General features: G+C 28.1%; 12 protein-coding genes and 1 tRNA gene. 3 read left to right on the top strand and 10 right to left on the bottom strand.

Annotation, left to right across the window (positions count from 1 at the left end; all coding sequences use genetic code 4):
- Positions 1-126: 126 nt before the first annotated feature.
- From T395_RS0100525 to T395_RS03480, 10 genes are all read right to left on the bottom strand, one after another.
- Positions 127-210, bottom strand: a tRNA-Leu gene (locus T395_RS0100525).
- 65 nt (positions 211-275) lie between these two features.
- Positions 276-908 carry a DUF402 domain-containing protein gene (locus tag T395_RS0100520; RefSeq protein WP_036458302.1) on the bottom strand — a complete coding sequence of 211 codons (633 nt, stop codon included), beginning with the start codon at positions 906-908 and terminating at the stop codon, positions 276-278.
- Between the two features lie 130 nt (positions 909-1038).
- Positions 1039-3768, bottom strand: coding sequence for a magnesium-translocating P-type ATPase (gene mgtA / locus T395_RS0100515; protein WP_029512562.1), 2730 nt, complete (start codon positions 3766-3768; stop codon positions 1039-1041).
- Positions 3769-3783: 15 nt separating this feature from the next.
- Positions 3784-4284: a dUTP diphosphatase gene (locus tag T395_RS0100510; RefSeq protein ID WP_029512561.1), complete on the bottom strand. Its 501-nt coding sequence runs from the start codon at positions 4282-4284 to the stop codon at positions 3784-3786.
- Positions 4285-4350: 66 nt separating this feature from the next.
- Complete coding sequence (locus T395_RS0100505; RefSeq protein WP_029512560.1) at positions 4351-5421, bottom strand: alanine/ornithine racemase family PLP-dependent enzyme; 1071 nt, start codon at positions 5419-5421, stop codon at positions 4351-4353.
- Positions 5422-5622: 201 nt separating this feature from the next.
- A complete protein-coding gene (locus tag T395_RS0100500) occupies positions 5623-6408 on the bottom strand; it encodes a Nif3-like dinuclear metal center hexameric protein (protein WP_029512559.1) in 786 nt (261 codons plus the stop codon).
- The gene (locus T395_RS0100495) at positions 6408-8003 is read right to left on the bottom strand and encodes an RNA polymerase sigma factor (protein WP_051617751.1); all 1596 of its coding nucleotides are present in this window, start codon (positions 8001-8003) and stop codon (positions 6408-6410) included. Before T395_RS0100495 ends, T395_RS0100500 begins: the two co-directional genes overlap by 1 nt.
- A complete protein-coding gene (gene dnaG, locus T395_RS03485) occupies positions 7990-9855 on the bottom strand; it encodes a DNA primase (RefSeq protein ID WP_051617749.1) in 1866 nt (621 codons plus the stop codon). Before dnaG ends, T395_RS0100495 begins: the two co-directional genes overlap by 14 nt.
- Before the next feature lie 19 nt (positions 9856-9874).
- Complete coding sequence (locus T395_RS0100485) at positions 9875-11242, bottom strand: glycine--tRNA ligase (RefSeq protein WP_029512556.1); 1368 nt, start codon at positions 11240-11242, stop codon at positions 9875-9877.
- Positions 11243-11316: 74 nt separating this feature from the next.
- Positions 11317-12669, bottom strand: a complete 1353-nt coding sequence (locus T395_RS03480; RefSeq protein ID WP_051617747.1) for an MAG3090 family protein — start codon at positions 12667-12669, stop codon at positions 11317-11319.
- A 216-nt stretch (positions 12670-12885) separates the two neighbouring features.
- Here T395_RS03480 and T395_RS0100475 point away from each other — a divergent pair, with 216 nt between their 5' ends.
- From T395_RS0100475 to T395_RS0100465, 3 genes are read left to right on the top strand one after another with little or no spacing between them, the layout of a single operon-like run.
- A complete protein-coding gene (locus T395_RS0100475) occupies positions 12886-13203 on the top strand; it encodes a hypothetical protein (RefSeq protein ID WP_051617745.1) in 318 nt (105 codons plus the stop codon).
- On the top strand, positions 13203-14462 hold the full coding sequence (locus tag T395_RS0100470; protein ID WP_036458299.1) for a glucose-6-phosphate isomerase: 1260 nt from the start codon (positions 13203-13205) through the stop codon (positions 14460-14462). Before T395_RS0100475 ends, T395_RS0100470 begins: the two co-directional genes overlap by 1 nt.
- Positions 14455-15723, top strand: coding sequence for a hypothetical protein (locus T395_RS0100465; protein ID WP_029512552.1), 1269 nt, complete (start codon positions 14455-14457; stop codon positions 15721-15723). The genes T395_RS0100470 and T395_RS0100465 overlap by 8 nt, the downstream gene beginning before the upstream one ends.
- The last annotated feature ends 59 nt before the right edge of the window (positions 15724-15782 follow it).

The following is a 15782-nucleotide window of genomic DNA, read 5'->3' as shown; positions in this document are numbered from 1 at the left end:
CCTATAGATGCATTTCCATTGTTTTTTGTAACTACATTAAGATATTTAGATGAAATAAATTTAATTGATAAGTAAATAATTATGCAATAAAAAAACACAACTTACGTTGTGTCGGCCAATGTGATATGGTACCCAAGACAGGACTTGAACCTGCACGCATTGCTGCAGTAGATTTTGAGTCTACGGTGTCTACCATTCCACCACTTGGGCATATTTATTATTATAACTTAAAATTATTGTCTAGAAACAAGAAAATAAAAAAGCTATTAACTAATTTAATTAGTTCCATAGCCTTTTATTGTTCTTCTATTATATCTATTCTTCTTTTGTCTAAAGTCTGCTTTGATTGAATGATCTTTTTTAGCTAAATTTATATAGTAATCAACAATTGTTGGGTTGTTGTAATATTCATTATTAATATTTTTATGAACAACATCATCCAATGATTGTTCAATTTGCTTCATTAATTTTGGTGGGTAATTGTACAAAATAGAATTTTCTTTAAATTCATCTTGGTCAACAATTGCCAGTGGTTTGCCAGGGTATTTTTTTACATCAATGTCATAGTCGACAAACTTGATTGTATTATCTTCATAAATTGGTTTTGATGAAATATTAACATAAATGTAATTATTTTTTGCTTTAAGCAAAATTAAAGCATTAGACATTTCATTTTTTGGCATGAATCAGATAACAGGTTCACGATATATTCAATCTCTCTTTTTAGTTTCTGAAACTTGTGTTTTGTACATTAACAAAACATAGTGGTGTTCTGTGTTTCTTAACACTTTGACACCATTTCATTGACGATAAAGTTCTCCGTTATATTTATAGGCTTGCACATTGATTATTGAGCCTATCAGCGGAAAAATTATTTTACTTTTTTCTTGATTCTTATTAGTATTCATAGTTTTATCAATTATATTATAAAAACGCGTGAAATCTTAGAACTAGCATGATAAATGCTGGGTAACAGTGACAATTACTTAAAGCAATTTTATTGCATAAAAAAATGAAGCATCATTTGCTTCATAATTTTTAAAGTAATACACTATAACGTTTAACAAAAAATTTCTTAACAATTAAAATCAGTGTTGCATAAATTGCGAGTAAACCGAAAAGAATCAAGAAATATGTCCCGCCCATTGGTTGTAATTTAAGTGCAATGTTGATGCCAGGAACATAAGGAATAATTGTAGCAACTGTTATTGCTCCTAAAGTGCACATAAATAACATAAACGATGGTCTAGATTGAATAAATGGAATTTTTTCAGTTCTAATTAAGTGAATTACTAAGGCTTGAGTTCACATTGATAAAACAAATCAACCTGTGTGGAATAAAGCTTCGAAAGTTTGGCTATGAGCTTGATCAAATGGAACATTTAAAACAATTGGAATTAATCAGAATCTCATGATTAAGAAAATGCTTATGTCAATAAGCGAAGATATTGGACCAAATCAAATCATAAATTTAAAAATACTTTTAGTATTTCATTTTCTTGGCGCTTTAATAAATTTGTCATCAACTTTATCTCAAGGAATAGCAGCACAAGAAATGTCATAAATTAAGTTAAGGAATAAGATTTGAATACCAAGCATTGGTAAGAATGGTAAAAGAATCGAGGCAAAAACAATACTTAAAATATTACCAAAATTACTACTTACAGTCATTTTGATATATTTATTCATGTTAGTATAAGTTTTTCTGCCTTCTACAATACCTGTGGCTAATACATTCAAGTCTTTTTCTAAAAGAATAATATTAGCTGTTTCTTTAGCAATATCAACAGCTGTATCAACTGAAATTGAAACGTCTGCTACTTTCATAGCAGGGGCATCATTGATACCATCACCCATATAACCAACAACATGTCCCTTGCTTCTCAAGGCATTAATAATTCTTGCTTTTTGGTCGGGGCTTAATTTAGCATAAATATCATAATCATTAGCAATTTCTGCTAATTGTTCATCACTCATGTCTAATAAGTCTTTACCTAGCATAATTTTTTCAGCGGGTATGCCCACTTTAGAACAAATTGCTCTAGTAACTCTGGCATTATCACCAGTTAAAATTTTGACATTAACACCTAATTCATAGAGGTTTTTAATTGCTGAAGCAGTTGATTCTTTTGGCGGATCTAGGAAAGCTAAATAACCAATTAAAATCATTTCTGCTTCATCATTAACATTAAACTTATCTTTTTTATAACTAGCATCTTTTCTAGCAACTGCTATAACACGCATACCTTCATCGTTTAAACGATCAACATGCTTTAACACTTTTTGTGCCATTGAATCGTCTAGTTCTAAAATTTTATTGTCATATTCAATATATTTACAAATGCTTAAAATTTCTTCAACTGCACCTTTGGTTATCATTTCTGAAGTTTTATTATCTTCTTTTGGTGCCACAACTACCGACATTCTTTTTCTTTGAAAATCAAAAGGTATTTCATCTACTTTAATATATTTTTCTTCTAAAGATCTTAATTCAATTTCAATATCTGACAACTCTTCAGTTCTTTCAATTATTGAAATATCTAATAAGTTTTTTAAGCCTGTTTGATAATAACTGTTTAAAAAACCATACATTAACACTCTTGAATTTTCTTGACCTTTAACATCTAAGTGTCTTTCCAAAACAACTTGATCCATTGTTAAAGTACCTGTTTTATCAGTACAAAAAATGTCCATTGCGCCAAAATTTTGAATTGAATTTAAGTTTTTGACAATTGTTTTCTTTTTTGACATTGACATTGCGCCTTTTGCTAATGTACTTGTAACAATCATCGGCAACATTTCCGGTGTTAAACCAACTGCCACAGACATAGCAAATGCCAAAGCATCTAATCAAGTTTTACCAATTTTAAAATTACCTCTAAAACCAGTTATTAAAAATACTATCGGGACAACAATTAACATTATTCTTATAAGCAATCATGAAACTGATTTAATCCCTTTTTCAAAATCAGTTTTGACAGGTTTTTCATTAACTTTTTGCGCTATTTGACCTAAATAAGTATTATTTCCAGTTACTACAACAATTGCTTTAGCTGAACCCGAAATAACGTTTGAACCCATAAAAGCCAAATTAGTTGCATCAGTAATATTTGAATTATCTTTATTGGCTGAATTATGTGAAAATTTTTCAATCGCATCACTTTCACCAGTTAATGATGATTGTGAAACGAACAAGTCTTTTGCACTTAAAATTCTTACGTCCGCTGGAATAATATCACCAGCTGCCAAGGTTACAATATCGCCTACAACAACATTTTCAAGCGGAATTTCGTAGAATATGCCATTTCTCTGAACTCTCGTTGTTGTTTGAACCATTTTAACTAATTTTTCAGCACTCGAAGCACTTCTTGTATCATTCACAAAGTTTAAAATTCCACTAATTAAAACCATAATCAAAATGATACATACGGTAGGCAAGCCTTCTTCAGGTTTAAACGTTTGTTCACTGTTAGTTAAAGGCAGGATAATGTCAGTGATAACTGAAATTAAAGCTAAAATAATCAAAATTAAAGAAAAAGGGTTAATAAAAGCATGAAACAATCTTTTTCAAATTGTGTTTTTGCCTTTTTTAGCTAATTTATTAGTTCCAAATTGTTCACGGTTTTTTTCAATTTGTTCTTCTGTTAGAATTCCCTTATCTGATGAGGCTAACGCTTCATAAAGTTCATAATTATGCATGCGAGAATACAAAATTAATTGTTGCTTAACATTAACGTTGTTTTCGTCTTTTTTAACTTTTTTTGCCATTTTTAGCCTCCTTTACTAGTATTTTTCGGCAACTCTTTGGTGATTTTTTTGATTTTTTAATTCATATGCTTTAAGAATTTGTTCTTCTGAATAGTTCAATAATTTAGCTGCTCCTAAAACAAGTGAAAAAATTTCAGCAATAGCATATTTATTTGTGTAATACATAGCTTTGGTAATGCTACTAAACAAAATTGTAAATTGTTCATTAATCTCTTGGCTTTGCACAATTAATGGTTCAACATTTGGGTTAATTTGGTATTTATAACCTAAAGAACCAAGAAAATGTAAAACATCAGCAAATTCTTCTAGCACTTTTTCATGATCAATATTCTTATGTTTCTTTCAATATTTAAAAGATTGAACTTCATTAGCAAACTCTGCAACTTCAATTAATGTTGCCAACATCATTTGTTGGTGAATTTTGGCATCATCGTGATTTTTTCACCCTAAATCTTTTCTTTGTCCAATTTTTAAATCTAATTCTTTTTGCATTTCAAATATACGTGTTAAGTTCATATGTTTATTATATGTTATATTAAATAAAAATTAAAAAAATGTGTTCTATGAACACATTCAAAAAGCTTATTTTTCAAAAACTTTTTCAACAAATTTTGAATTAAATAAGTAAAGTAAACTTCCTCAATCTAAATCAAAAGTTATAATGTCGCCAACTTTGTAATTGTGATCACTTTCATTTGCATTAATGATCATTAAATCGCTTGAACCGCCTAAAATTTGAAGTTTTTTATCCCTTGGATACATATCAGAAAATGATGTGTCTAATTTGCCAATTGATAGAATTAATCTTTTAATATCACCAATATCTTCAAAATGTGGCTTGTTACCAAAAGCATCAATACCAGCTGGTCCTATAGGCATAGAACTTTTAAAATCAACTTCGACAACTTCGGCTTCACAACGAAAAGCGTCACGATACATTCCTTCAATTGTTAAACGGTATTTGTCTTCGGTGCCAAAAATCATAGCAAAACCCATTCTTAGCACATTAACAATTTCAGGCATAGTATTTTCTCAAACCATATGTAAGCTTAATGAATTTCCACCTGAAATATGTGTCAATTTAATTTGATATTTTGCTTCAATCATTTTAACAATTTGAGCAAATTCATTCATTGCTTCAACCGAAGGAATTCTAGCTCCATAACAACCAAAATTGCATCCTAAACCAATTAATTCAACACCTTTGAGTTTTAGAATTTCAGCAACTGTCAAATCAACTTCATTTGGTAAAACGCCTTCTCTGCGATCGCCTAAATCAACCATTAAAACTATTTTGTGGGGTTTTTGGTCATTTTCTAAAACATATTCACTAATTGCTTTAATAATGTTTAAATCACCGTTTAATGATGAATCGCAATATTTAATTAATTCAGGTATTTCTTCAATCTGAGGCAATTTTAATAATTGTTTATGTCCTGGAATATCAGCATAAATTTTAAAATTTTCAATTCTTGAATCGCCAAACATTTTAATGCCACATTCAGCATATAATTCAGCCATTCTTCTATTTCCGACAAAACCTTTAGTAACAGCTAAAACTTCAATACCTTTTCTTTGGCAAATTTCTATAGCTTTTTTAACATTGTTTTTAAATTTTGTTTCGTTTATAACAATTCTTGGGTATTTATTCATACATTCTCCTTGTTTAAATTATATTTAATGTATAAATTTTGTTTGCTTATTGTTTTTATAGAAATTAATATTAATTTTGCCAAAAGTGCTGTTTCATAGGTGTTTTAGGCTTTAAATACGATTGATTTATTGTTAAAATTAAGTAAAAAAGCCGCCTATATAGGCAAAAAATAATAAAAAAGACACAATTAATTATGTGTCTTAAATGTTTTGATAAGGCTCTTCTAATTTAACTATTTCCACTGGCATAGGATGTTTTTTGGGAATGAAATTAACTACATCATTGTAAATAACTTGTGCAAAAACTTCTTCATCTAAGTGAGGAATTTCTAAAATGTTAGTTTTAGTTTGTTGATAATTAATTCAATCACTTCATTTAATATCGCTAGTAATTATTAAATCAAAACCTTCGTTTTTTAAGTTATTAATTTCAACATTAGCACCTGACCCAGACAAAATTGCAATTTTACTTATTTCGTTGTTTCATAGGTCTTTTGGCAAATTAGTTCTTAAGGCTTGAAAGCCAAATTTATTTTTAATTAAAGCAACTAGTTCATTCAAATTGGTTTTATATTCAATCACACCAGCATAAGGGTTATCGTGTTGTTTTAAATAATTAATTAAACCTAAAAATTCTACAATTCTTTTAGAAGTACCAAATGGCGCATTGTCAAAGTTTGTATGAAAAGCTAAAACATGAATACGGTGTTGTTTAAGCTTTTCTAAAATTTGTTTTTTATATGGGGCTTGTAAATCTTCATCTTTTCAAGTTTTTAAAAACTTGAAAGGGTGATGGACTAAAATCAAATTAGCATCAATTTCTAAGGCTTTATTTAACACTTTGTCTGTTAAATCAATCGCACTAACTACGCCTCTTAATCTTTCAGCTTGATTAAATTTAACAGAAAAGCCAGAAGGGTCTCAAATTTCTTTATTTTGTAAAGGGTAAAGTGAGAACAAATAATCTGTTAATTTTCTAACTTTCATTATTTAGCAAAGTCCTTTAATAATTTTCCATAGTTTGAATTATTTTTGATTTTCTTCAAAATTTTATTTTCGATTTGACGAATTCTTTCTTTTGAAACGCCTCTTTCTTCTGCTAGGTCTTCTAAAGAATGAATTTCATATCTTCTGTTATTGTCAGCTGGGTTTTCACCAACTCCATACCGTTTGCAAATTAATTCATATTCGCTGGCATCTAATACTTTTTTCAAAATTTCATTAAGATGTTCAATTAATTCTTCATTTGCAGCAAAATCAATTGGATTTACTACATTTTCGTCTTTAACAAAATCACTAAATGATGAATCATTTTCTTTACCAATTTGTTTGTCTAATGAAATAGGATCGATGTTAATTTTACGAATATATCTAACTTTATCAGCATCATAACCATTGCCATATCTTTCAGCAATTTGTTCGTCTGTTGGTTGATGCCCTAATTCTTGTTGTAATTCTCTTTCGATTTTGCTGATTTTATTAATTGTTTCAACCTTGTGTACTGGAACACGAATAGTTCTAGCTTGATCTGCCACAGCTCTAGTAATAGCTTGTCTAATTCATCAAGTTGCATAAGTTGAAAATTTAAAACCTGTATCAACATTGTATTTTTTAACTGCTTTAACAATTCCAGAGTTACCTTCTGAAATTAAGTCAATAAAACTTAAACCTCTATTTTTGTATTTTTTAGCATTGTTAATAACTAAACGAAGGTTGCGTTTAATAAGCTTATCTCTAGCTCTTTTACCTTTAAAGCCACCTTTGCCCATTTCTTTGGCTAATTTTTCTTCTTCTTCTTTGGTTAAAAGTTTACCGTATTTACCAATTCAACGCATGTACCATTTAACAATATCATTAGTTTCTGTTAATTTATTTCTTAATTCTTTGGCACTTTTTTTAGTATCTTCTTCCAAATCAAGAGTAATATCTTTGTCGTCGAAGTTTTCTAATTCAATTTCTTCGCCACGTGATTTTCTTTTTGAATTTTTATGGTCTTTTTTAGCAACTTCTTCTTCGTCATCTTCATATTCAGCATAACTGCTTTCATCTGAATAATCATCATCGTCATCATAAACATAGTCATCTTCGTCATCAAAATCACTATCGAATCCATCGATGTAATTACTCATTTCAGGGTCTAATGAATTTGAATAATCTTCTTCGTCTCTTTTTCTTTTTTCTTCTTTTTTATAGTGTTTTTCGTCTTCTTCATCAGAATCATTATCATAATCAGATTCTTCATCATCTTCTTCATGATGTAATTCTAATTCTTCTGTGTCTTCTAAATCAATTTCACCACTTTGTTCTAAATCATCAAGTTTAAGATTTTCTATTTCAAAATCTTCGTCACCAACAAAATCTAAGTCGCCTTCATCGGCATCATTAGTTATAATGCCATTTTGCATTAAAGTTTCAAACATATGGTCAACTTCATCATCAGTGATTTCAACTTTAATTTTATTTAAATAGTCATACACTTCTTCTTGACTCAATGTTTTTTTGCCTTTTTTAGCAGCATGTTGCTTAATTAAATCAATCACTGTTGCTGTGCTTGAATCGATTTGTTCTTTATTTTTTTTCATATTTTCGATTGCTCCTATTATAGAATTCATGAGATTTTTGGTTTAATTGTTTGTAAATTTGTTCTTCTGCTTCCTTTGGAACATTAATCTCTTTTACCTTTTTTGTAGCAAAATCAAGATTGTGTTTAATGTTAAAATCTTTAGCCTTTTCATAAAATTGTTCAAAAGTTGCGCTAATTGCTTCATTAAGTGGCAATCGCTCAATTGCTTTTGAAATATTTTCTTTAATTCTTATAAAATCCGAATCGGCAAAATATTCGGTGTAATATTCTATGGTTTTATTATTTATTTGACCAGCATATATTTGTGTGAAAATTTCTTTTTTAGTATTTTCATTTTGCATGCCTGTAAAATCGAAATCTTCATCATTTTGTGTTTGAATTTTGTTTAAAAATAAATTGCTTAAACCTGGAAAACTTAAGATTAAGTAAAACAATTTGTCAATTCAATCGCGCCTTTGAAGATTTTCTTTTTCTTGTTTTTTTCTTAATTTTGGCGTCTCTACTTTTGGAGGTTGTGGTTCATACCAATTATCAACAGGTATTTCCATTGTTTGAGTGTCTTCGAAAGTATGCGATTCTAATTTGGTTGCTTTAGGCTTAAATGAAACTTCATATTTAAGTTCGCTTTTGATTTTTCCTTGATAATAGTTAATCACTTCTAATGGCGATGTGGCAATATAAGTTGAAAAATCAGCTATAAAATCTTTTAGACGACCGACATCGTTGAAGCCATTTTTAATCAAATTGTGTTTATTTAATAAATGTTCATAAATGAAATCAATTGCGCTAACAGCTTGTTTAATTAGATTTTGCAAGTATTCAGGTCCATGAGCATTTAATAATTCATCAGGGTCAAGTGATGTTGGGTTTATAACGATTTTTACATCAATGCCATATTCAAGCAAGAATTTGGCTGATTTTAAGGTTGCATTTTGACCTGCTTCATCACCATCTAAAAACAAGATAATTTTTTTATTTTTAACTAAATTAAAGTGATTTTTGGTTAGTGCTGTTCCCATTAAACCAACAGCATTTGTAATTGAAGCTTTGTATAAAGCAATTACATCAAAAAAACCTTCGGTAATAATTAATTCATTTTTACCATTAGCCGAATTAGAAGCATTATAGTAATTGTAAAGAATATTAGATTTTCTAAAAACTTCACTTTCGGCACTATTAATGTATTTTGGTTTTTCATCTTTAATTAATGTTCTGCCACTAAAACCGACAACTGAATTATGTTCATCACGGATGGCGAACATAACCCGATTGCGATAAATGCTATAACCATTTTCGTTGATTAAAGAACATTGTTGAAATAGATCGGCTTGTGTTTTAATTGTGTCAGCAAACATTGTATTAAAGTCTTGCTCATCACTAAAACCAATATCAAAATGATCTAAAATATCATTTGTCAAATGCCTTTGATTATAAAAATCATTTAATAATCCAAATTGATGTTTGATAAATTCTGTCTTATAAAAAGAATTTACTTTGTCTAATAATTCAATTTGTTCTTTAGCGCTTGGGCTATAAATTTCTTTAGGTTGATAATTATTATATTGACTAACGTCAATACCATGTAATGAAGCCAAATATTGTAAAGCTTCAAACTTGCTAATTTTTTTATACTTTTCTACAAATGTTAAAGCATTACCGCCCACGCCGCAAGAAAAGCATTTAAACACTTGCTTGTCAGGTGCAACAGACATTGAAGGAGTGCTATCAGAGTGAAAAGGACAAAGGCCGACATAAGATCTGCCTTTTTTTGTCAAAGGAATAAACTGATTAATAACATTAACTATGTCATTAGCAGCAATTACTTGCGAATAAATATTGTCCTTACTCATTTTGTTCCTTCACATTATTTTATTTATTTAAGTAGTTAATTAATTCGTCAATTTTAATTCTCACTTGTTCCATTGAATCTCTATGACGCACTGTAACTGATTGATCATTTAAAGTATCATAGTCAATGGTTACACAATAAGGAGTTCCAATCGAATCTTGTCTACGGTATCTTTTGCCAATTGAACCGGCTTCATCATAAGTTGCTGATAAATTAGCATCAATTAATTTTGCAAACAATTCATTAGCTTGTTCATTTAATTTTTTAACTAAAGGTAAAACAGCCACTTTATAAGGAGCTAATTCATTAGTAAGTCTTAAAACAGTTCTTACATCACCTTCCGCTAATTCTTCTTCATCATAAGCATCAATAATTATGGCAAACATTAAACGGTCTAACCCCATAGATGGTTCAATTACATAAGGAATGTATTTTTCATTGGTGTATGGATCTAAATAAGTTAAATCTTCACCGGTAGCTTCCATATGTGATTTTAAGTCGAAGTTTGTTCTATTAGCAATACCTAATAATTCACCTCAACCAAATGGGAATAAATACTCAATGTCACTAGTTCCAGAAGAATAATGTGATAATTCTTCTTTTTCATGTTCTCTTAATCTTACATTTTCACTGTTTAAGCCTAATTTTTTAACAAATGTCATGGCTTTATTAATGTAATTGTGATACATTTGCTCAGCTTCATTTGGATTACAGAATACTTCCAATTCCATTTGTTCAAATTCTCTGGTTCTGAAAATAAAGTTTCCTGGTGTTACTTCGTTTCTAAAACTTTTACCCACTTGACCAATTCCCATCGGCATTTTTGCTCTCATGGCTCTTTGCACGTTTTTAAAGTTAACCATGATACCTTGAGTAGTTTCAGGTCTTAAGTAAATAATGCTTTTTGAATCTTCTAAAACCCCTTGTTTGGTTTCGAACATTAAATTAAATTTTCTAATGTCACTTCAATTAGTTTTTGCCCCTTCGTATTCTTTAAGGTTTTCAACTAAAAAGTCACGCATTCGTTCAAACGAAAGTGTTTCGGGCACTAAATCAGGGTTAATTTCTTGAATTAATTTGTCAGCACGATATCTTTTACCATTAGTTTTATTTTCAATTAATGGATCATTAAAATTAGATAAGTGTCCTGAAGTTTTTCAAACTTGTGGGTTCATCAAAATTTTAGAATCTAATAAGTAATTGTTTCTCTCTTTTGTGATAAATTCTTTCTTTCAAACGGCCTCAATATTATCTTTTAATAATGAACCTAAAGGACCATAATCTCAAGTGTTAGCAAGCCCGCCATAAATTTCACTTCCTTGAAAAACAAAACCAGCATTTTTTAAATGATTAATGATTTTTGTGACATTTTTTTGAGTATTTTTCATACATTCTCCTTGTTTTTAAAAGGCTATAAAAGACTAAAAAAGCCCTTGGGCTTTTTTAATTCTATTTTCTCTCATTAAACGTTAAAAAGTGATACTACTCCGGCTAATTGTAAAATGAATAACACGATAACTGCAATTACTCCTAAGATTAATAAAACTAAAAGTAATAATCATGCTGTGTATCATTTACTTGGTTTGTAAATGTTATTTTCATCTTTAACTAATTGGTTGTCATTGATGTATTCTGGAGTAAGTGGTTGAACAGCACCTGTTCAGAATTCAGGCATATCTTGTTTATAAACAATAACTTCTTTTTCAATAACTTTGGTAATAACTTCTTCTTTTGGTTGTACAACAACTGGAGTTGCAACTTCTTTAGCTTCGTCAGCGATAATAGCAACACCATATTTTGAAGGATCAATAACATAGTCAACTGGGTATTGGTATTCATTTAATTTAACAAATCCAACATGTAATAATCCTAATAAAACATATGAAACTTCATAAGCAACAGAAATTTTTTCTTCTCTACCTTCGTTGTAGTAGTAAGCGAAGTGTTCTGGAACATCATTTAATTTTTGATTTACTTCGAATTTTTTAAGTAATTCTAATTGGTTGTGTTTGATTTGTTCAAGAACTTTTTCAAATAATTTCTTGTTTTCTTCATTTGCTTTATTTTTAGCAATAGCAGCCACTTCATCTAATCTTTCGATGTTGTCCATAATTCTGTCATAATCAGTAACAGCTATTGTTTGTTTTTCTGTGTGTTTGATAACTTCTTTAATTTTGGTTAAGTAAAGTGCTAATGCATCTAATTGTTTGTCTTCAGTTAAGTTTAAGAATTCTTCATAGTGAACAACGTATGTTTTGCCTTCTTTGATGTATTTAGTTTCAATTCTAACTTCTTGGGTTTTTTCGCTTTGTTCTTTTAATTCTTTTTCTAAAACAGTAATTTTTTCTTCGTATTTTTCTTTTAAAAGATTTAATTGATCTAAATCAATCATTTCCTTACGTGATTTTTTAGCAATTTCTAATTCTGCTGGGAAGTAGGTGTATGGATCATGTAATAAAACAAAGTCTAAATCTTTAAGTCTTTTTTCAGCTTTTTTGTAGTCGAATTGGAAAGTACGCGGATCGATAGCAAATTCTTCACAAACTGCTTCATAATTTTCTCCACCATCAAAACCTGAAACTTTAATATAGTTGTTTCATTCATTACCTTCGTTATCAATTGTTAATTGACCACCTCAGATTCTGTTTTCATTTTGGAATCAAACTGAAGTTTCGAATTTTAAAAGCATATATCATTGCATTGCTTCTTTTCTTGTTTTAAATTTTGCAAGACCAACTTTGATTTTTGGGTGTTTTAATAATCAAGGATACATTGAGTCTTTTTTAGGTTCATAATAGCATAAAAGTCTTTTCATTTTTTGTCCTTTTTGCCTAATTTTAGGCTAAATTTAAATATTAATATATGTATATTATAATAGATAAAAAAATTTTTGATTAAAATAGTTAAAAATTAGTTAAAAAGCATTATTTTTGCCATATCAAGCTATTTTATAGGCAAAAATGGCAAAACATTAATAGGCATTTTATTTATTATAAGTCTTTTTTGGCTCTTAATATATAATAAATATACTATGTATAAAAAAGGCGACATTTGCTATGGCAAAATAATTAACATTTCAACACAAAAATTGGTTGTTAAAAGCAATCGCAATTTTGTTTTTATTATTCCTAAAAAAATGGTAACAGATTGATCAAAAAATAATTTGCTTACAGAATTTAAAATAGGCGAAAAAATCAATTTTATTATTGAAGAATGAAATAGCGAAAAGAAAGAAGGATTAGGTAATTTTAAAGCGCTTCATCCACTATTCGCTCGCAAACCATTTGTGGCTCATTTAGCTGAAACTAAGCACGGTTTTGAAACTCTTAAAGCTTCATTGGATGACTAATGGCTAAAATTACTTTAAAAACTTATAATTACTATCCTGATTTTCAAAACGAAAACTTAGTTAATCGTGCTAATAATTTAATTGAAACAATTCGCACAAGAAATGCGATTGGTTATGAAAATTTTGGTTTCCATGAATTGGCTTTAAACTTTTCTTACAACAGCATTAATGAAATTAAAAATTTTGCCAAAAAAATTGTCGATAAAAACATTAAAAATCTTTTAATTTTTTGCTCCAGTGAAATTATTGAAAATTTTCAAGCGGGCTTTAATTATCTCTTCAATAATGATTTATTAACAGCTAATAAAATTAATTTTATTTTTTTCAATGCCAATGAATTTAGCGAACAAAGTTTTGCTCAATTAAAACAATGTAATCATTTATTAACTCAAGAATCAACAGCCATTTTATTCTCATCATTAATTACTTTCAATGATGCTTTTTTAAATTTTATTAAATTGATTGTTAATAAAATGCAGGCTAATTTAGGTTTTTACAATGCTTTTAATAATGTTTATTTGATATCTAAAGAAGAATTAGAAGAACAATTATTTGCTTTGCCAATTGAAGAAAATAATAAATTAATTATTCCTTCAATTTTGGATTATCATTTTGCTTTTTTTAGCGAAATCAATCTATTACTATTATTTTTAAAAGGTGCGAACATTGAAAAAATTTTAGAAGGTTATTCAATTGCTTCGTTCGATTATACAAACAAAATTATTGACAATAATTTAGCCTTTAAATTGGGTTATATTAATTTTGATTTGAAAAAAGACAAAAAAATTCATTTTAATATAGGGTTAAATTCATTGTTTAATAATTTTTTAGCATACCAAAATAATTTCTTGAATTTGAATTATATAAACAAAAATAAGAGTTTGATTAATGCCATTTTTCCCTATGAAATAGCCAAATATGGTCAATTTTTATTAGAAAACAACCGTAATTTATTTGTTACATTTTATGAATTAAACAACGAACAAACAGATTTTATTATTAGCGATGAAATTTATTTAAAAGACTTGACTTTCAAAATGAAAAACAATAAATTATCTTTTTATAACAAACAAGTAAATAAAAGTTTAATCAACACAGTTTCTAATATCGCTTCATTGCCGGTTTGCCGGATTAAAATTGAAGAAGCTGATGAAATTTCTTTGGGTCAAATAGTTGCTTTAATGTATTGATCATTAATTTATGAAGCTTACTTAAATAAAACAAATCCTTTCCTTTTCTTAGGAGATGATAATGCATAAAAATATTGAACTAAGACACAATTTTAATTTAAGCGATTTAGACTTCAAACATACTAAAGATTTAGTTAAAAACTGAATAGATAACATTAGTAATTTTTCAAAAAATGACAAGAAAAATTTAGCTTGAATTGATTTAGTAATGAATTATCAAACTTATTTTGATGATGAAAAAAATCAAAAATTTATTAAAAATCTTTACGACCAAAAAATTGAGTATTTGTTGGTTATTGCCACTGACAATGATTTAATGAATATTAAGGCTTGATATAACTTATTAAAAAGTCAAAATTTAATTGATTCACAACTCAAATTAATTTTTTTAGGCGATGAATTAAATGCTGAAAAGTTAATTGAAGTTTTAAGCAGTATTGAAAATAAAAAATTCGCAATTAATTTAATTACTAAAAGCGATAATAATTTTGTTACTTCGCTATTTTTTAGGGAATTAAGGAAATTATTAGAATCAAAATTTGGTATTAATAATGCCCAAAATTTAATCGCTTTTAGCATCAATAATAAGAAAAATATTTTGAATGAACTAGCACTTAGAAATAATTACTTAGTTGTTAATTACTCAGAAGAAATACCAAGCAGATTTAATCTTTTTTCACCTGCCATTTTATTCCCTATTTTGTGTTTAAAAATTGATTATTTAGAAATTTTTAAAGGTGCTAAAGAAGCTATTTCACAGGTTATTTCGGCAAAAAGCATATCAAATAATTTCTTAGAATATTCAATTTTAAAAAGCTTGCTCAATGCTAAATTCCATAATGAGCAAATTGTAGTTGAGAACCAATTGAAAGATTTCAGTAATTGATTTGTACAACTATTTAATGAAACAGAAAACAAAAACAATTCACAGTTAGTTTTGCAAAATCAATTGACCTTAGAAAATTTAATTAATCCTAAAAATCGCTTGCTTTTGGAGTGAAAAAAATCATTGAACACTTTAATTGAAATTAAACAAGATTATCAAAATATTAAAGAACAAATTGTTAATTACAATGATAAATTGGTTGGTTTTTTAGATGGAACTAAACCTTTCAAAATTGACGAAAATGCCTTTAAAAATGTTAAATTAGACATTATAAATTCATTTGAATTTAAACTTACAATTAACAATTTAACTGACATTGGCTATTTAATTCAAAACATTTTATTAGCAGCTTCATTAAATAGTTATTTAAATGGTGCTAATCCTTATACTAATGCCACAATTGAAATTTTTAAAAACAATATTATTAAAGACATCAAAGAATAACATGAACTAATGAGTGAATTTTTCATAAATTTACTCATTTTAATATTAAATTTAAATAA

It is taken from the genome of Mycoplasmopsis iners ATCC 19705, from assembly GCF_000701805.1.
Classification (GTDB): Bacteria; Bacillota_I; Bacilli_A; order Mycoplasmatales; family Metamycoplasmataceae; genus Mycoplasmopsis; species Mycoplasmopsis iners.
The sequence above is the reverse complement of the archived record's forward strand: the minus strand, read 5'-3'. Positions and strand labels throughout refer to the sequence as shown.